Raw genomic sequence first — 17,842 nt, forward strand, 5'->3', positions numbered from 1 at the left:
TTAGCCTAAGTCTCAAGTTCTCAATGAGAGTTTGAGAGAGGTCGGTTTTTGGGCGGGCTCATCACCGAAGAACGGGTCCGGCGACCACAGGTCGACCGGCCGCTCCCGGACGTGGAGTTTTCGGGTCGACCGAAGGCAGCACGTCGACTTCGGGCACTCGTCGCGGTCATCTCCACGCTGACTCTCGTCATCACCGGTAGCGCGTGGTACTTCGTCGATGCCGTTCAATCTGGCCTGGCCAAGTTCGACCTGGGCCTCGGTGGCGTGGACGACGGCGCCACGGACATCCTGCTCGTCGGCACCGACAGTCGTACCGATGCTCACGGAAATCCGCTGTCGGCGAGTGAAATCGATTCGCTCCACGCCGGCCCGGTCGCGACGACCAACACCGACACGATCATCCTGGTCCGCATTCCCGACGACGGATCGTCGGCGACTGCCATCAATATCCCGCGTGACTCGTACGTCGCGGTGCCTGGATTCCAGGGCAAGATCAAGATCAACTCCGCGTACGGCTCGACGAAGCAGGCCACGTGGGACCGCCTCGTCGCGCAAGGGCAGAGCCCGAAGGAATCCGAACCGGCTGCCACCGAAGCCGGACGCAAAGCCTTGATCCATACCGTCGAGGACCTGACCGGTCAGACCATCGACCACTACGCCGAGGTCGGCCTTCTCGGATTCGTGCTTCTCACCGATGCCGTCGGCGGTGTCGACGTGTGTCTTCGAAACTCGGTCGACGAACCCCTCTCCGGCGCGGATTTCCGTGCCGGAGAACAGATTCTGCGCGGATCGCAGGCACTGAGCTTCGTTCGCCAGCGCCACGAACTCCCCCGCGGCGACCTCGACCGCATCGTCCGTCAGCAGGTCTTCATGGCCTCGCTCGCGAGCAAGGTCCTGAGCCAGAACACGCTGAGCGACCCGTCGAAACTGAGCCTCATGCGGTCGGCGATCAACCGTTCGGTCGTCCTCGACGACAACTGGGACGTCTTCAGTTTCGCCGGCAAGCTGGCACACATGGCCGGTGGCGACGTGTCGTTCCAGACGATCCCGGTCGTCGACGCGGCCGCCATGACCGATCAGGGCGAGTCGATCGTCAAGGTCGACCCGGCCCAGGTGAAGAAGTTCGTCGCGGGACTCCTCACGAAGAACGACCCGGTCAAGGATGCGAACGGCGACTCCGTGACGTCGGTCGACGTTTGGAACGACACCGGAATCGGCGGACTGGCCTCGGCCGTATCCGCGCAGTTGACCGGCCTCGGCTTCCATGAGGGCGACGTCGGCAACAACAAGGCCAAGCACTACGCGAAGACGACCGTCCTCGTCAAAGACCGTTCGAGCGACGTCGCGCAGGATGTGGCACGCAAACTCGGTGGACTTCCGATCGTCGAGGACCCGGATCTCCCCGACACGACCGTGCGCGTGGTGCTGTCGGGTGACTACCGCGGCCCCGGATCAGACCGCTACCACGGCCCGTCGTACGCCAAGCCGGGCTGGCAGAAGAAGGCTGCCGAGAAGGCCGCGGCCAACTCGGAAACCGATGCCACCGGCGCTCCGAAGCGAGTCAACGCCGCGCCCGGCGGACCGCGCTGTGTGAACTAAACTTCTACGGTGCGTGAAACAAACCTGACGGCAGTGCTGCTGGACCCGATTCTCCAGCGCGACCCGGCCGGACCGCGGATCACGCACTACGACGACGCCACCGGCGCGCGGATCGAACTCTCGGCACTGACGCTCGCGAACTGGGCCGCCAAGACCGCGAACTTCATTCGCGACGAGTTCGGCCTCGACCCGGGCGCCCGCGCCGCGATCCTGCTCCCGCCCCACTGGCAGTCCGCGGGCGTCTACCTCGGCGCCTGGTGGGCAGGACTCGAGGTGACCCTGGACCCGGAGGCCGACGCAGACGTCGCCTTCGTCACCGCGGCCGGCCTCGATTCGGTCGATGCCCCGGAGGTCGTCGTGCTGTCGCTCGACGCATTCGGACGGCCGGTGCCCAACCTGCCGGTGGGCGTCACCGACTACGCGACCAGCGTGCGCGTCCACGGAGATCGATTCTCGGCGACGGTTGCCAGTGCCGCGCTCGAAGGCCGCGACGTCGGCTCGGTGCTCGCGGAAGCCCGGGATTCGGCTGAGCGGCAGGGTATTTCATCGTCGGATCGAGTGCTTTCGGCGAACGACTGGGCGACCCCGGACACGATCATCGACAACCTGCTCGCGGTGTACGCGGCCGGCGCATCACTCGTTCAGGTGTCGAATTCCGAAGACCCGAATCGTCACGCCGCGGCCGAACGGGTCACGAAGTCGCTCTGACCGGACGATGTCTGCTCAAATGTGCGTCCCACACGCGAGGAAGACCCATATACGGCTTTCCTCCGGTGACAGCCGTCATCTTGGACAGGATCAGACGCGCGGGCTGTACCCGCCGTCTTCGAGCCCGGCTTCGATTTCGAACCGGTTCTTCTCCCGCGGATGCCGCAACTCCTCGAAGGGATACATCAGCGCGAACCGGAACCCGTACCGCGCCCACTGTTCGGCGTGCACCGACTCGTGCCGCAAGACCTGTTGTGACAGGTTGTTCCCCGTCAGATAGACGCCACCGATCGTCGTTCCGCCGCGACCGAAGCCGAATCGCATTCCGCTGCAGACGAAGAGATCCCAACGCGGATCGAAACCGATATGGGCCCGGCAGAGCCGGGCCCATATCAAGGCAATTCGAGTGACGGCCCGCGCCTGTCGGCTCCCCCGCGAAGCGCGGTCGAGCTGGACGCGGGCAGTTGTCACTTCAGCAGTGCGCGCGACATGACGACGCGCTGAATCTGGTTCGTGCCCTCGTAGATCTGGGTGATCTTGGCGTCGCGCATCATGCGCTCAGCGGCAAAGTCCATCGTGTAGCCGGCGCCACCGAGCAGCTGGACGGCGTCGGTCGTGACCTTCATGGCGACATCGGACGCGAAGCACTTCGACGCGGCGGCGATGAAGCTGATGTCCTTCTCACCGCGCTCGGCACGCGCGGCAGCGTGGTAGACCATGAGACGCGCAGCTTCGAGCTCCATCGCCATGTCGGCGAGCATGAACTGGATGCCCTGGAAGTCCGAGATCGACTTGCCGAACTGCTTGCGGTCCTTCACGTACTCGATCGCGAGGTCGAGCGCACCCTGCGCGACACCGACAGCCTGCGCGCCGATCGTCTGACGCGTGTGGTCGAGCGTCTGCAGAGCGGTCTTGAAACCGGTGCCTTCGTCGCCGATGATGCGGTCACCTGGAATGACGCAGTTCTCGAAGGCGAGCTCAGCGGTCGGCGAGCCCTTGATGCCGAGCTTGCGCTCGTAACCGGTGACCGAGAAGCCCGGGTCGTCCTTGTGGACTATGAACGAGGAGATGCCGTTGGCACCCTTGTCCGGGTCGGTGACGGCCATGACGGTGTACCAGGTCGACTTTCCGCCGTTGGTGATCCAACACTTCGAGCCGTTGAGGATCCAGTTGTCGCCGTCACGGCGGGCCTTGGTGCGCATCGACGCAGCGTCAGAGCCGGCCTCACGCTCGGACAGCGCGTACGAAGCCATCGCCGAACCATCGGCGATCGACGGCAGGACCTGCTGCTTGAGCTCCTCAGAACCATTGAGGATGAGACCCATCGTGCCGAGCTTGTTCACGCCCGGGATGAGCGACGACGAGACGCAGACGCGAGCGACTTCCTCGATGACGATGGCGACCATGACGCTGTCTGCGCCGGCGCCGCCGTACTCCTCAGGGACGTGGACAGCATTGAAGCCAGACGCAACGAGTGCTTCTTCGGCCTCGACCGGGAACCGGTGGTTCTCGTCGACTTCCGCGGCGAAGGGCTTGATCTGCTTCTCGCAGATGTCGCGCAGTGCCTCGCGCATTTCCTGGTGCTCTTCGGGAAGCTGGAAGAGGTCGAAATCTGGATTACCTGCCACGGCCGCAAAGCCTCCTACGTCGATGAACAATCTCGGCTCGGCACTGACATTACCTCTGCTCAGCCCCGAGAATTCCGTGCCCGGAAACAAAACTGTTGGTGCCCAAGAACAACACTGGCTGGATTCAGCCCAGGAGACGCTTCCGCAGCGCTTCGTCCTTCTCGAGAACCATCCGTTCTAGGCCAGACTGGAATTCTGCGACCTTGTTTTGCAACTCAGAATCGGCGGTCGCGAGAATTCTCACAGCCAACAATCCCGCATTTCGGGCGCCGCCGACCGATACCGTCGCGACCGGAATTCCAGCCGGCATCTGCACGATCGACAGCAGTGAATCCATGCCGTCGAGGTACTTCAACGGCACCGGCACACCGATCACCGGAAGCACCGTCGCCGAGGCGACCATGCCCGGCAGATGCGCCGCCCCACCGGCCCCCGCGATGATGACCTTGAGGCCACGATCGACGGCCGACTTCGCGTAATCGAGCATGCGCTGGGGCGTGCGGTGCGCGGAGACGACGCCCACCTCGAACGGCACTCCGAACTCGGCGAGCGCCAGCGCGGCGGCCTCCATCGTCGGCCAGTCGGAGTCGCTGCCCATGATGAGGCCCACCTGTGCGGTCACTTGTGTTCGCCTTCCCCGTGTGGGTCCCAGCCATCGGTCCAGACGGCTGTCGACAAGAACTTTGCCGCCAGTTCGGCGCGTGCGCGAACGGCTTCGACGTATTCGGCGTCGGCGAGCGATCCGTCAGCTTCACCAACGATGTTCACGTGGCCGATCTTGCGGTCCTGGCGTTCGGACTTTCCGTACATGTGCACCTTCGCGTCGGGCATCCGTGCGAAGAGGTGATGAATGCGCTCATCCATGCTCATGTCCGGGGCTTCCGCGGCGCCGAGGACATTCGCCATGACGGTCACCGGCGCGATCGGCCGGGTGTCGCCGAGCGGGTAGTCGAGAACGGCCCGCAAGTGCTGCTCGAACTGTGACGTACGCGACCCGTCCATCGACCAGTGGCCCGAGTTGTGCGGGCGCATCGCCAGCTCGTTGACGAGAAGTTCGCCACTCTTGGTCTCGAACAGCTCGACCGCCATGACCCCGACGACATCGAGCTCGTTGGCGATGCGAAGACCCATCTCCTCGGCGGCGAGCGCCACGTCGTCCGGCAGTCCCGCAGCCGGTGCGATGACGACCGAACACTGACCGTTGACCTGAACGGTTTCGACGATCGGCCACGCGGCACCCTGCCCGAACGGTGAGTGCGCGACGAGCGCCGAGAGTTCGCGCTTGAGATCGACTCGCTCTTCGACGAGGAACTCGACATCGGTACCACCGGCGAGGATCTCGGCAGCCTCCTCGGTGCTGTCGACGAACCAGACGCCACGCCCGTCGTAGCCACCGGTCGCGGCCTTGAGGATGACCGGCCAACCGTGCTCGTCGCCGAACTTCGTGACGTCGTCAACGCTGTCTACCTGCGCAAATGCTGGCTGCGCGATGTTCAGCGACGCCATCCGGCGGCGCATGACGAGCTTGTCCTGCGCATAGACCAGAGCCGCGGGCGACGGCGAAACCGGAACGCCGCGCTCGACCAGAGCTTCGATGAGATCGTTGGGAACCTGCTCGTGATCGAACGTGACGGCGGCGGCGCCTTCGGCGGCAGCGGCCAGTGCAGCCGGGTCGCTATGCGTCCCGAAGACGATGTCCGGGCACACCTGCGCGGCCGGATCGTTCGGGCTCTCCGCCAGCACTCGGAGGCTCTGTCCGAGCGCAATCGCCGCCTGCTGCGTCATTCGGGCAAGCTGTCCGCCACCGATCATGGCGACAATCGGCAACCGCGCGCCGTGTCCCTCGCCGTGGCCTTGACTCACCGCGCGAGGTTCCTTGATGCCTGAGACATTCCCCGTCGCTTCGCTCGCCACTGCTTCACCGTCCACAGCACTCAATCGTGGCATGAGTACCGCGGAAGTTACGAATACCACGATCGAGCACTCTTAACCCGCCGTCCACCTAGACTCGGATGATGTGTCCGTAGTCGATTCTGTCATTGAGCACATTCCCGACAAGTTCCACGAAATGGCCCTGCGCCATAAGGAACTCATCAAGTTCGCGATCGTTGGTGGTACGACCTTCGTGATCGACGCGGCCATCTTCTACTTCCTCAAGCTCACCGTGCTCGAGGAAAAGCCCGTCACCGCGAAGATCATCTCTGGTGTCATCGCCGTCATCTGCTCGTACATCCTGAACCGCGAATGGACTTTCCAAGATCGCGGCGGTCGCGAGACGCATCACGAGGCGATGCTGTTCTTCGGCGTCAGCGGCGTGGGCGTCGTGCTCAGCTTCCTGCCGCTGTGGGTCTCGCGCTACGTGCTGCACCTGCAGGTTCCGGACGTCAGCTTCACTGTCGAGAACATCGCAGACTTCGTCAGCGCCTTCATCATCGGCAATATTCTGCAGATGATCTTCCGCTTCTGGTCGATGCGCCGATGGGTCTTCCCGGACGAACTCGAAGCCGAAGCGTCGATCAACGCGGCTCGGGACTGAGACCCCGAGCCACCTTCTCGGGCTTCGATAGCAGGAAAACCCCGAACACCGCAGGCCGGCGGCGACGCAGTTCCAAGCGTCCGCCGTCGGCCTCTACCAATGCACGCGCCAGCGCAAGGCCCACGCCCGTCGACCCGCCGCCGGAGAATCCGCGCTCGAAAATATGAGGTGCGAGGCCGTCGCTGACGCCGGTCCCGTCATCGGTCACCTCCACACACACCGTTCGTTCTGCGTCGTGGGATCCGCGCGGTTGAATCACGGACACCCGGCACGTTCCACCGCCATGCGCCAAGGCGTTGTCGACGAGGACGGATACCGCCTCCCGGAGTCGCGATCCAGTGACATAGGCCCGCAGGCTGTGATCGCCGGTGAGTACCAATTCCCGGCCCGCGTCGGCGTACGGCCGCTGCCACTCCTCGACCACCGCCGACAACTCCTCGACGACCGGGATGAACTTCTTCGACGAACCGTCGCTTCGAGCGGCCCGAACGAGGTCGTCGACGGAATCGGTGAGGCGGTCGACCTGGCTCATCGCCTCCTCGGCCTCGGTCACGACCTCGGGATCCGGGTGGCTCGCGAGTTCGTCGAGACGGAGACGGACTGCCGTGAGACGACTGCGGAGCTGGTGCGACACGTCCGCGACGAGCGACCGTTCACGCTGAAGCTGGTGAGCGATCTCCACGGTCGCGGCGTCGAGCACGTCGGACACGCGGTCGAGTTCGGAGATGCCGTGCCGCGTCGGGTCCGGGCGGAAGTCCCCGCGCGTGAGCCGCGCGGCGCGATCGGCCACCTCCTGGAGGGGGTCGCCGAGCCTCCTCGCCGTGATGGCGGCGACGAGCGTTCCCGCCGAGAACGTCACCAAGACCGCGAGACCGATGCCGGCAACGGCTTGTGCCCGAATCTGATTGACCTTCTCCCCGTCTGACGACAGGGTCAGCGTCCCTTCATCGCCGAGCTCGTACTTCTCGACAAACGTCGGATCGGTCAAGTGCGGCCCGACCTCGAGCCGATGCACCGCCCCGTCCGGAGTCGGGTAGCGCACGAGCAAACTCGCATCATTGGGTACGAGAAGGCCGAGTTTCGTCGCGTCGATCTCCCGCAGCACCCCGCCCTGCGCGGATTCCTGCACCGCAATTTCCGACGCCACGCGCTGCAACTGACCCTGCATGTTGGCGCGCGCGAGCGCTTCGATCCACAGCCAAGCCGTGACGGTCAACGGGACGCCGAGAACGATGGTCGTAAATCCGACGACGGCAGTTGTCGAGAGCAGGATGCGGCGACGCATCAGCGGCTGCTAGTCCGCATTGAACCGGAATCCGACCCCACGAACGGTGACGATCCGACGTTCGGCGGCCGGTCCCTCGTCGCCGATCTTTCGACGCAACCACGACATGTGCATGTCGAGTGTCTTCGACCCGCGGAGGTCGACGTCGCCCCACACCTCGCTGAGGATGGTCTCTCGAGACACGACCTGACCTGCGCGTTCGAGAAGAACGCGCAGGAGCTCGTACTCCTTGTTCGCGAGCGAGATCTCGGCACCGTTGACGGTGACCCGACGACCGGCCGGTTCCATCCGCACTCCGCAGGCTTCGAGCGTGGTCTCGTCCGCGGAGACGCGTCGGCGCAGGAGAGCGCGAACCCGGGCCATGAGCTCGGCGAGGCGGAACGGCTTGCCCACGTAGTCGTCGGCGCCGGCGTCGAGCCCGACGACGAAGTCGACCTCATCGGTGCGGGCCGTCAGCATAAGCACCGCCAGGTTGGTGTTCTGCGCGCGCACCTGGCGGCAGACCTCGAGACCGTCCATCCCAGGTAGGCCGAGGTCGAGGATCAGCAGGTCATGGTCACCGGTGAGTGCGAGGTCCAGCGCCGCCGGTCCGTCACGCTCCACCGTCACCGTGTACCCCTCGCGACCGAGGGCGCGCGCCAGTGGCGCGGCGATGGCTTCGTCATCTTCGGCAAGCAGGACCGAGCTCATAGGTGCCATTGTGCGTCACTTTCCCGCACACGCTGGGAAAGGACTGGGCAGTTCAGGGGAACATCAGGCTGTTCTCACGACGAAGCGGACAAAGGTCCCAACGGCCGACCGACCTGACACCCTCGCCAGCGAAAAATATCGATGGCTCAGACGACCGGTCGATCGGCCGTGAGCTTCAGGTGCCCCCGGCGCCGAACGACCGCGAGAATGTCCTCCAGCGACTCATTCCACTGATGGACGACGTCGTCGTAAGTGAGGCGAATGACGACGTATCCCAGCGCGAGTAGTCTTCGATCGCGCTTTACGTCCTGCTGACGCTTGCCCTTGTGGGTGTCCCAACCGTCGGTCTCGATCACGAGCGACGTACCTATCAGGAGGTCAACACGGCCGATGTCGCCGATGGTCACCTGGGTGCGAAGGTGAATCTGCAACGCTCGCAACCGGACCCGAACCATCGTCTCCAGACCCGACTCGCTCTTGCGATCGAGGTGGTCAGCCAGATCGAGATGCCGGAATCGGGACGCCGTGAGAAAGGTTCGCGCGTCGGACTCCGCGATTATCTTTTGATTCAGCATCGAGTCGAGCACGACCAGGACCCCCTCGCGATCGAGACAGTTCAGTGCTGCGCCAACGGCAAGGTCGATCGAATCCACGGCTGCATGCACCGGCGCGCTCGACCGATACGGACGACAGTTGACGTAGCGCCGTTTTCCCTTGCCGGGAAACCGAATGTGTGTCCGCGTGGTTTCCGGGACCCAGACACCGTGTTTCTCCAGCGCGGATACGCAACTCACCGCCGCACCCTTCTTCACCGCCGCTACGACGCTTTCGCTCGCTCCCGGCGCTTGGTACCAACCGCGTCGTATCGTCATCCACCCGAAGTCCCGTAGCTGCCGGATGTCGGAGTAAGCAATTCCGGCCTCGCGCAGTTGTGCCGCAGACACCACACCACCGTTGGCTTTGATCAAATCCCCGAGCTGGTCCACGCTGTCATCTCAAAGGCCGCGCGCTCAGCGGTCAATACGCAAGAAAGCGAACAACTTTCAGATCCGTGCAGAATGCGTTGTGGTTCGGCCAACCGACCTGACAGCGTCGCCAGCGACACATATTGATGGCTCAGCCCACACGTCGATCGGCCGCAGGGCCAGCGTTGCTCGACTTTGATTCATCGAGATTTGAACTCGATGTGGGCCACTGCAGGTGGCGTAATCGCATAAACCGCGTGTATCGCCGCAGGTCGTCACCCGGCTGCAGCGGCGGATTGCCGCTGCGGTGATCGGGCCGCGGGTTCGACGCCGGTGGCAGGCGAATTTTCGCCGTTAGGGTCCCTGTTCATGCAGTTCAGCGACCAATTCTCCGATTCTCGAGGCGACTTCACGTCGGCTCGACGACTGCGCGCCGACCAGGCGCGGCAGGTCGCAGACGTCCTGCGTCACCAGATCCTCGCGGGCACTTATACCGAAACCCTGCCGGCCGAGCAGCAGCTCGCCGACGAATTCACCGTGTCCCGCAACACCGTTCGCGAAGCGCTGTCCCTCCTTCGCACCGACGGACTGATTGACCGCGCACCGAAGGTCGGGACCCGGCCCACGACCCGCAAGTTCGACCACAGTCTCGAAGCACTGCTCGGACTGCAGGAGACGCTGAAGGAACACGGCACTGTGCGAAACGAGGTGCGGACGGCCACCCTCATTTCCGCACCGACTGCGGTGGCCCGACGCCTTGGGCTCGATCCGGGCGCGCGCGTTGTCTATATCGAGCGACTCCGGTTCCTCGCCGATCTTCCCCTGAGCCTCGATCTCACCTATCTGACTCCCGAGATCGGCGCCGAAGTACTCCGTCACGACCTCGAGACGAACGACATCTTCGTTCTGCTCGAGCAGATCAGCGGTCAATCGCTCGGCCGCGCCGACCTGGCACTCGAAGCCGTCGCCGCCGATCCGCACACCGCGACAACTCTTGATTCGCCGGTCGGAGCGCCGCTCCTCATGCTCGAACGCCTCAGTCATCTCGAGGACGAAACCCCGGTCGACCTCGAATACATCCGCATGCGCGGAGACCGCATCACGATGCGCGGCTCACTCACCCGCGCCACCCCCGAATGGAAGGTGTTGTAGATGGCACTCGTCCCCCAACGTGCGGACGTCCCCGTGACGATCGACGAATCGCTGTGCATTACCGGCTGCACCCTGTGCGTCGACATGTGCCCACTCGACTCGCTGGCCATCCACACCGAGTCCGGCAAGGCCTACATGCACGTCGACGAGTGCTGGTACTGCGGCCCGTGCGCGGCCCGATGTCCCACCGGTGCCGTGACCGTCAACATGCCCTACCTGCTGCGCTGACTTCTCCCCTGAAAGAACCTTGATGAAACTCCGTTCCCGACTCGTCCCCGCACTCCTGGCCGTCAGCATCGCGGCCTCCGGGTGCTCGCTCGAATCGACCAAGTCCGACGCTCCCGCCGGTTCGGTGGAGATCGTCATCGGCTACCAGTCGAAGACCATCAACACAGTCACCGCGGGCGCACTGCTCAAGGCCAAAGGCTTCCTGGTCAACCGCTTGAAGGAACTCACCGCCAAGGGTGGTCCGAACTACATCGTCGACTGGCAGGACTACGACACCGGCGCCCCGATCACCGCCCAGATGGTGGCCGGAAAGATCGACATCGGCTCGATGGGCGACTACCCGCTCCTCATCAACGGATCGCGCACGCAGGTCAGTGAGCAGTCGAAGACCGAACTCGTCTCGGTTACCGGGTACAACCCCAAAGGCGCGCTCAACATGGTCGTCGTCAACCCCGATTCCACCGCTACGAAGCTCGCCGACCTTGCCGGTCAGAAGGTGTCCACAAGCGTCGGATCGGCCGGTCACGGCACCCTTGTTCGCGGTCTGAAGAACGACGGAATCGACCCGGCGACGGGCGTCGAAGTCCTCAACCAGCAGCCACAGATCGGCGCGACTGCACTCGAATCGCACCAGGTCGCGGCACTGTCGCAGTTCGTCGCGTGGCCGGGTCTGCTGGTGTTCCAAGACAAGGCGAAGCTGCTATACGACGGCGCCGAGGGCAACACCCCGACGTTCCATGGCGTGGTGGCCCGCCGGGCGTTCGCCAAGGAACACCCCGAGGTCTTGCAGGCGTTCCTCGAGGCCCAGATCGACGCCACCAAGTTCCAGAACGAGCACCCGTTCGAGGCCGCCGAATACGTCGCCGACGAATCGGAGCTGCCAAAGGAGGTCGTGTACCTCTACAACGGACCGGGCGGCACGAGCTTCGACACGACCCTCAAGCCCAGCCTGATTTCGGCCTTCAAGGACGACGTCTCGTACCTCAAGTCCATCGGCGACTTCAAGGACCTCGACATCGACCAGTTCGTCCAGGACGGACCGCTGCGCAAGGCATTCGAGGCGACGAACTCGGGAAGCTACGACACGCAACTGGCCAGCACGACGAACCCCGACCTCCTACCGCAGGGCGAAAAGGCGGGCGAAATCTGGATCGACGGAGACCAGCCGCAGGCTGTCGCGGACGCGAATGCTCTTCTCAAGGCTGTTCAGTCGGCCAAGGCGGCGGGAAAGAAGATCCGGGCGGTGTACATCCCGGATGCCGAACTCGGCACTCGCTGGTTCGCCGACAAGGCGGTCTGGGTGCGCGACGGTGACACCTTCCTGCCGTTCACGACCTCGGCGGCGGCTGACCGATACCTCAGTGCTCACCCGACCGGCGCCGTCGTCAGCTACGACCAGGCCGTGACGGACGTCAAGTGATGAGCACGGTTACGGTGTCCCGACCTGCGTCTGCGCAGGTCGGGACCCTCCCCGTGGAGGAGAAGGCGCGCCCGCCTCGACGTTCGGCCTGGCGCTCCCGGCTCGTGCGCCTGCTGGCGGTGGTGTCGGCCGTGGGCCTGTGGGAGTTGCTCACGGTCAATCACGTCCGATTCTGGCTGCGATTCGACACCCTCCCGACGGTCGGCGAGATCGCCACGAATCTCGTCAAGCATCTGCAGTCGCAGCAGTACTACCTCGACATCGCGCAGTCGTTGATCCGGATCGTCACCGGTTTCGGACTGGCCGCAGTGGTCGGCGTCGTGGCCGGCATCGGTCTCGGCCGGTCGCGTTGGCTGGCCGACGTCTTCGGCCCGCTCACCGAACTCGTTCGTCCGATCCCGGCGATCGCGCTCGTGCCGGTGGCGATCCTGCTGTTCCCCACCGATGAATCCGGGATCGTGTTCATCACCTTTACGGCCTCGGTGTTCCCGATTCTGGTCAGCACCCGTCACGCGGTTCGCGCGATCCCGACGATCTGGGAGGACGCCGCGGTGACCCTCGGCGGTCGCCGGCGAGACGTGCTCCTGCGCGTCGTTCTGCCCGGCATCCTGCCGGGAGTGTTCAGCGGTCTGTCGGTGGGCATGGGCGTCGCGTGGATCTGTCTCATCTCGGCCGAGATGATCTCGGGCCAACTCGGCATCGGTTACCGCACGTGGCAGTCGTACACGATCGTCGACTACCCCGCGGTCTTCGTCGGAATGATCACGATCGGCGTGCTCGGGTTCGTCACCTCGGGCCTCGTCGAACTCACCGGCCGCCGCGTCACGCGCTGGCTGCCGCGGGAAGGAGTCAGATGACCGCCGCCACGACCCTGGGAATGGGCCTCACGCTTTCTCGCGTGGGCATTGCCTATGGCAGCAACCACGTCATCGACGGACTCGACCTCGAGGTTCGCCCGGGCGAGATCCTCGTGATCGCCGGCAAGTCGGGGTGCGGGAAGTCGACGCTGCTGCGCGCTCTCGCCGGCTTGCGCAATCCGGACACGGGAACGATTCGCGCCGATGGCGTCCCGGTCGAAAGGCCTTCGGCCGATCGGGCTTTGGTGTTTCAGGACGACGCGCTCCTGCCATGGCGGACCGTCCGCAACAACATCGGGTTCGCCCTGCGATTGCGGGGTTACTCGCGCGCCGATAGCAAGGCAAAGGCACTGCGGTGGATCGACGAAGTCGGTCTGACCGGCTACGCCGACTACCTTCCACGCGACCTGTCCGGCGGCATGCGGCAGCGCGTGCAGCTCGCCCGCAGCCTGGCCGGCTCGCCCCGCGCCGTGCTCATGGACGAGCCGTTCGGCGCGCTGGACACCCAAACGCGCGCGGACATGCAGCGACTGCTGATCGAAACCTGGAAGGCGCACCCGACCACGATCGTCTTCGTCACCCACGATCTCGACGAGGCACTCCGCCTGGGTGATCGGGTCGCGGTTCTCGGCAACGGGCAATTGCGTGCGGTTCTCGATGTGCCGCAGCCACGTCAGTCGGTCGACCGAAGCGCCCTGAAGGCCCAGATTCTGGAGTACCTGTGAACATTCCCGATGTCGCCGACGCGACTCGCCTCGACTGCGACGTCCTCGTCATCGGAGGCGGGACGGCGGGCACGATGGCGGCGCTCACCGCGGCCGACAACGGCGCGAACGTCCTGCTGCTCGAGAAGGCGCACGTCCGTCACTCCGGCGCTCTCGCCATGGGCATGGACGGCGTGAACAACGCGGTCGTGCCGGGAAAGGCCTCCCCCGAGGATTACGTCGCCGAGATCACGCGCGCCAACGACGGCATCGTCAACCAGCGCACGGTCTACCAGACGGCAACCCGCGGTTTCGCGATGGTGCAGCGGCTCGAGCGGTACGGCGTGAAGTTCGAGAAGGACGAACACGGCGAATACGCGGTCCGGCGCGTGCACCGATCCGGGTCGTACGTCCTTCCGATGCCTGAGGGCAAGGACGTCAAGAAGGTGCTCTACCGCGTGCTCCGGCAGCGGTCGATGCGCGAGAAGATCCAGATCGAAAACCGGGTCATGCCGGTGCGCGTGCTCACCTCCGAAGGTCGCGCCGTCGGCGCCGCGGCGTTCAACACGCGGACCGGAGAGTTCGTCGCGATCGGCGCGAAAGCTGTCATCCTCGCGACCGGCCCCTGCGGACGGCTCGGACTTCCAGCATCTGGCTACCTCTACGGAACCTACGAGAATCCGACGAACGCCGGTGATGGCTATTCGATGGCGTACCACGCGGGTGCCGAACTGTCCGGCATCGAGTGCTTCCAGATCAATCCGCTGATCAAGGACTACAACGGTCCGGCGTGCGCGTACGTCGCGAACCCGTTCGGCGGCTACCAGGTGAACGCGGCCGGCGAACGCTTCGTCGACTCCGACTACTGGTCCGGCCACATGATGGCCGAGGTGAAGGAAGAGATCGAATCCGCGCGCGGCCCGATCTACCTCAAGGTTTCACACCTGCCCGACGAGACGCTGTCGACGCTCGAAAACATCCTCCACACGACCGAGCGACCGACCCGCGGCACCTTCCACGCCAACCGTGGACACGACTACCGCACTCATGACATCGAGATGCACATCTCGGAAATCGGTTTGTGCAGTGGACATTCCGCGTCCGGCGTGTGGGTCGACGAGAACGCGCGCACGACGGTCCCGGGACTCTACGCGGCGGGCGACCTGGCGTGCGTGCCGCACAACTACATGATCGGCGCATTCGTCTACGGAGACCTGGCGGGTGCCCATGCCGCGACTCACCTCGCACCAGCGCCGACCGACCTGCCCACTGACCAGCTTTCCGAGGCGCACGAGCTGATCTACCGGCCCCTGCACCATCCCGACGGTCCTCCGCAGACACAGGTCGAATACAAGCTCCGCAGGTTCGTCAACGACTACGTTGCCCCGCCGAAGACGGCGACGAAGTTGTCGATCGCCGTGGAGACATTCGATCGCATGCGCGCCGAGATCGAGGCGATGGGCGCGCAGACCCCACATGAGTTGATGCGCGCGGTTGAGGTCTCGTTCATCCGGGATTGCGCGGAAATGGCAGCTCGCAGCTCGTTGACCCGAACTGAATCCCGGTGGGGGCTCTATCACGACCGCGCTGACGTGCCCGGACGCAACGACGAGGACTGGAGCTTCCACCTCAACCTGCGCAAGGGCGTCGACGGCGAGATGGAGTTCTTCAAGCGCCCGGTTGCGCCGTACCTCGTTCCGGTGCCGGAGTTCGACGACGTCCCGTCGCACGACCCGACGATTTACGCCGTAGCCACTCCCGACCTGGTCACCGGGCGGGCACCGCACGTCCCACCGGCTCCGGCAACGACGGCGGTGACGCCGCCCTCGCCCCGGCTGGTGACCCTGCTCGCTCTCGATTCACCTACCGTCGACGAGTTGGCCGAGTACCTCGCGGACTCCGATCCGCAAGTACGAGTCGCTGCGCTGGCCGTGCTCAGCGAGAACACTCCGCCGGGATTCGAGCACGAATTCGTCCATGCCCTCGGAGATAGCGCACCCGCGGTTCGGCGTGCATCTGCCGAGGCGCTGCGCGAGCTCGTGGAGGTTCTCCCCACCGCGAACGGCCTCAGCCAGCACCTGACCTCGACGGATGCGCTGGTCCGGGCCACCGTGATCGACCTGCTTCGTGCCCTTCGGGCAGGTACCGCGTCCGACTACCGATCGGCGCTTGGAGACATCGACCATCGGGTTCGGGTCGAAGCGATCCGCGCGCTCGTCTCCATCGATGATTGGCGATCGGTCGGAGCCGCAGGTCACGACGACAACCGGGAAGTTCGCATCGCTGTCGCGAACGGTCTGGCGAGCATCGGCGGCGGCGGTCACGCCATCGTGCGGGACCTGTCCTCGGACCCCGACCCGCTGGTTCGCGCGGCCGCACTCGGCGCCTATGCGGCGCTCGGCGTGCCGCGGGACGACGTCGGCAAGCTGACGGGTTCGATCCGGCATGCCGCCTGGCAGGTTCGGGTCGGTGCCGCGAAAGGCCTGGCCGGCACGACCGCGAGTGTTGCCGTGGAGCCGCTGCGCAGCGCACTCGACGATCCGCACCTCGATGTTCGCAAGGCCGCGGTGTTGTCACTGGCAGCGTGGCCGGACGATGCCGGCGCGATCGACGCGCTCGAAGCGGCACTCAACGACACCGACGCTGACGTCCGCGCGCACGCCCGGAAGGCGGTGTCGGCTCAGCGGGTTTCCGTGCCGTTGGTCTGACCGTCGTTGTCGTCGAAGACCTGGTGGTACATCAACGAGTGGACCTTCTTGACCTGCGGGATCTCGTCGAATTCGAGCGGATCCTGCGAGGCCGACTCGATGATCAGCTTTCCGGTCCCGAACATGCGATCCCACACACCATGGGTGAACTGAACGCTCGAGATGCGCGACAGCGCGATGTCGATGCCGCTGTGGGTCAGAATGCCGTGGCGAAAAAGGACACGACGGTTCGTGACCACGAAGTGTGTGGTCTTCCAGCTGAGGAACGGAGCCACGCACAGCCAGCCGACGATCGCGAGCCACACCACCGCGAGGACGCCTAACACGAGCAGCCGCCCGTTGCCATCGACCTTGTTGGCGGCCAAACCACCGACGAACCCGACGACCGCGGACGTCACGATGAAGATGACGGCCGGCCAGAACAGCATCTTCCAGTGCGGGTGACGATGCAGAAGGAGATCTTCGTCGCCCGCGAGGTCATCTTCCGGGAAGCCCATGATCAGAAGGTACTAGTCCGTCCGGCGCACGTGCCGCACATCGCCCGCGGTCACGGTCGCAATTCCCTTGTCCGTGTCGATCTGCAGGCGACCGGCGGAGTCGACGCCCAGCGCGCGGCCCTGGAGCAGGTCGCCGGACGGGAGTTCGGCGCGAACGTTCGCGCCGATCGTGGAGCAGCGCTCGGCGTACGCGGGAGCCAGGGCGGTGGACGTGAAGTCAGCGTTCTCCCACCGCGTGTACCAATCGCCAAAGGACCGAAGGATCGCGCGGATCAGCGTCGTCCGGTCGGTGCATTCGGCTTCCTCCAGGACCAGCGAGGTCGCTTCGGGAACGGGGAGTTCGTCGGCTTTGAGGCTGACGTTCAGACCCAATCCGACAACGACTGCGGCATCCTTACCGACTCCGGCCATTTCGGCCAGAATCCCCGCCACCTTCTTGTCGTTGATCAGAAGATCGTTCGGCCACTTGAGCACGGCGTCGACCTCCGCGACCGAACGCAGTGCGTCCGTCACCGCGATACCAGTGAGAAGCGGGATCCAGCCCAGCTCGGAAGCCGGCACTTCCGGAATGCGCAGGAGCATCGACATCGCGATCTGTGCCTGGGGCGGCGACACCCATTCGCGTCCGTGGCGGCCACGGCCCTTTGTCTGGCTTTCGGCGATCAACACTTTTCGATCCGCGCCGCGATCACCGGCAACAGACACGAGGTCTGCGTTAGTGGAACCCGTCACGGCGACAACATCGAGACTGGAGAAGAAGGTGAGGTTCCTGCGAAGTTCTGTGGCATTCAAGGGTGGTCGCGACAGATCAGAAAACATGAGGGAACCTTACGTGTACGGAGTTGCCTACCTGCAGGTAACAAAT

18 protein-coding genes are annotated in these 17,842 nt (G+C 64.8%); 9 read left to right on the forward strand and 9 right to left on the reverse strand.

Annotation, left to right across the window (positions count from 1 at the left end):
* Nucleotides 1–48: 48 nt before the first annotated feature.
* On the forward strand, nucleotides 49–1,599 hold the full coding sequence (locus tag F600_RS0124600) for an LCP family protein (protein ID WP_018163329.1): 1,551 nt from the start codon (nucleotides 49–51) through the stop codon (nucleotides 1,597–1,599).
* 9 nt (nucleotides 1,600–1,608) lie between these two features.
* Nucleotides 1,609–2,307, forward strand: coding sequence for a TIGR03089 family protein (locus tag F600_RS0124605; protein ID WP_040632317.1), 699 nt, complete (start codon nucleotides 1,609–1,611; stop codon nucleotides 2,305–2,307).
* Between the two features lie 90 nt (nucleotides 2,308–2,397).
* Here F600_RS0124605 and F600_RS0124610 read toward each other — a convergent pair whose 3' ends face one another.
* From F600_RS0124610 to F600_RS0124625, 4 genes are all read right to left on the reverse strand, one after another.
* Nucleotides 2,398–2,778 carry a hypothetical protein gene (locus F600_RS0124610; protein WP_026306917.1) on the reverse strand — a complete coding sequence of 127 codons (381 nt, stop codon included), beginning with the start codon at nucleotides 2,776–2,778 and terminating at the stop codon, nucleotides 2,398–2,400.
* Entirely contained in the window at nucleotides 2,775–3,935 is a 1,161-nt protein-coding gene (locus tag F600_RS0124615) for an acyl-CoA dehydrogenase (protein WP_018163332.1), read from the reverse strand. The genes F600_RS0124610 and F600_RS0124615 overlap by 4 nt, the downstream gene beginning before the upstream one ends.
* Before the next feature lie 124 nt (nucleotides 3,936–4,059).
* Complete coding sequence (gene purE, locus F600_RS0124620; RefSeq protein ID WP_018163333.1) at nucleotides 4,060–4,557, reverse strand: 5-(carboxyamino)imidazole ribonucleotide mutase; 498 nt, start codon at nucleotides 4,555–4,557, stop codon at nucleotides 4,060–4,062.
* A complete protein-coding gene (locus F600_RS0124625; RefSeq protein WP_018163334.1) occupies nucleotides 4,554–5,864 on the reverse strand; it encodes a 5-(carboxyamino)imidazole ribonucleotide synthase in 1,311 nt (436 codons plus the stop codon). Before F600_RS0124625 ends, purE begins: the two co-directional genes overlap by 4 nt.
* 139 nt (nucleotides 5,865–6,003) lie before the next feature.
* Between F600_RS0124625 and F600_RS0124630 the strand changes: the two genes are divergently transcribed.
* Nucleotides 6,004–6,471 carry a GtrA family protein gene (locus F600_RS0124630; protein ID WP_040632642.1) on the forward strand — a complete coding sequence of 156 codons (468 nt, stop codon included), beginning with the start codon at nucleotides 6,004–6,006 and terminating at the stop codon, nucleotides 6,469–6,471.
* Here F600_RS0124630 and F600_RS0124635 read toward each other — a convergent pair.
* The 3 genes from F600_RS0124635 to F600_RS0124645 all read right to left on the reverse strand — a co-directional run bounded on the left by F600_RS0124635 (nucleotide 6,452) and on the right by F600_RS0124645 (nucleotide 9,432).
* Nucleotides 6,452–7,756: a sensor histidine kinase gene (locus F600_RS0124635; protein WP_018163336.1), complete on the reverse strand. Its 1,305-nt coding sequence runs from the start codon at nucleotides 7,754–7,756 to the stop codon at nucleotides 6,452–6,454. The two genes, F600_RS0124630 and F600_RS0124635, sit on opposite strands and share 20 nt — an antisense overlap.
* Before the next feature lie 9 nt (nucleotides 7,757–7,765).
* Entirely contained in the window at nucleotides 7,766–8,446 is a 681-nt protein-coding gene (locus F600_RS0124640) for a response regulator transcription factor (RefSeq protein ID WP_018163337.1), read from the reverse strand.
* A 146-nt stretch (nucleotides 8,447–8,592) separates the two neighbouring features.
* Nucleotides 8,593–9,432, reverse strand: coding sequence for a DUF559 domain-containing protein (locus F600_RS0124645; RefSeq protein ID WP_018163338.1), 840 nt, complete (start codon nucleotides 9,430–9,432; stop codon nucleotides 8,593–8,595).
* A 348-nt stretch (nucleotides 9,433–9,780) separates the two neighbouring features.
* Here F600_RS0124645 and F600_RS0124650 point away from each other — a divergent pair, with 348 nt between their 5' ends.
* The 6 genes from F600_RS0124650 to F600_RS0124675 are packed head-to-tail and all read left to right on the forward strand — an operon-like array spanning nucleotide 9,781 to nucleotide 16,480.
* Nucleotides 9,781–10,563, forward strand: coding sequence for a GntR family transcriptional regulator (locus tag F600_RS0124650; protein ID WP_018163339.1), 783 nt, complete (start codon nucleotides 9,781–9,783; stop codon nucleotides 10,561–10,563).
* Nucleotides 10,564–10,791: a 4Fe-4S dicluster domain-containing protein gene (locus tag F600_RS0124655; protein WP_018163340.1), complete on the forward strand. Its 228-nt coding sequence runs from the start codon at nucleotides 10,564–10,566 to the stop codon at nucleotides 10,789–10,791.
* Between the two features lie 22 nt (nucleotides 10,792–10,813).
* Nucleotides 10,814–12,211, forward strand: a complete 1,398-nt coding sequence (locus tag F600_RS0124660) for an ABC transporter substrate-binding protein (protein WP_018163341.1) — start codon at nucleotides 10,814–10,816, stop codon at nucleotides 12,209–12,211.
* Nucleotides 12,211–13,068, forward strand: coding sequence for an ABC transporter permease (locus tag F600_RS0124665; RefSeq protein ID WP_026306918.1), 858 nt, complete (start codon nucleotides 12,211–12,213; stop codon nucleotides 13,066–13,068). The genes F600_RS0124660 and F600_RS0124665 overlap by 1 nt, the downstream gene beginning before the upstream one ends.
* Nucleotides 13,065–13,793: an ABC transporter ATP-binding protein gene (locus F600_RS0124670; protein WP_018163343.1), complete on the forward strand. Its 729-nt coding sequence runs from the start codon at nucleotides 13,065–13,067 to the stop codon at nucleotides 13,791–13,793. Before F600_RS0124665 ends, F600_RS0124670 begins: the two co-directional genes overlap by 4 nt.
* Nucleotides 13,790–16,480: a fumarate reductase/succinate dehydrogenase flavoprotein subunit gene (locus F600_RS0124675; RefSeq protein ID WP_018163344.1), complete on the forward strand. Its 2,691-nt coding sequence runs from the start codon at nucleotides 13,790–13,792 to the stop codon at nucleotides 16,478–16,480. The genes F600_RS0124670 and F600_RS0124675 overlap by 4 nt, the downstream gene beginning before the upstream one ends.
* Here F600_RS0124675 and F600_RS0124680 read toward each other — a convergent pair.
* Both F600_RS0124680 and F600_RS0124685 read right to left on the reverse strand, forming a co-directional pair.
* Nucleotides 16,453–16,977 (reverse strand): PH domain-containing protein, encoded by a 525-nt coding sequence (locus F600_RS0124680; RefSeq protein ID WP_018163345.1) that lies wholly within the window; start codon nucleotides 16,975–16,977, stop codon nucleotides 16,453–16,455. The two genes, F600_RS0124675 and F600_RS0124680, sit on opposite strands and share 28 nt — an antisense overlap.
* 12 nt (nucleotides 16,978–16,989) lie before the next feature.
* The gene (locus tag F600_RS0124685; RefSeq protein ID WP_026306919.1) at nucleotides 16,990–17,796 is read right to left on the reverse strand and encodes a biotin--[acetyl-CoA-carboxylase] ligase; all 807 of its coding nucleotides are present in this window, start codon (nucleotides 17,794–17,796) and stop codon (nucleotides 16,990–16,992) included.
* Nucleotides 17,797–17,842: the final 46 nt, after the last annotated feature.

Origin of the sequence: Smaragdicoccus niigatensis DSM 44881 = NBRC 103563, assembly GCF_000380645.1 — a bacterium.
Taxonomy (GTDB): Bacteria; Actinomycetota; Actinomycetes; order Mycobacteriales; family Mycobacteriaceae; genus Smaragdicoccus; species Smaragdicoccus niigatensis.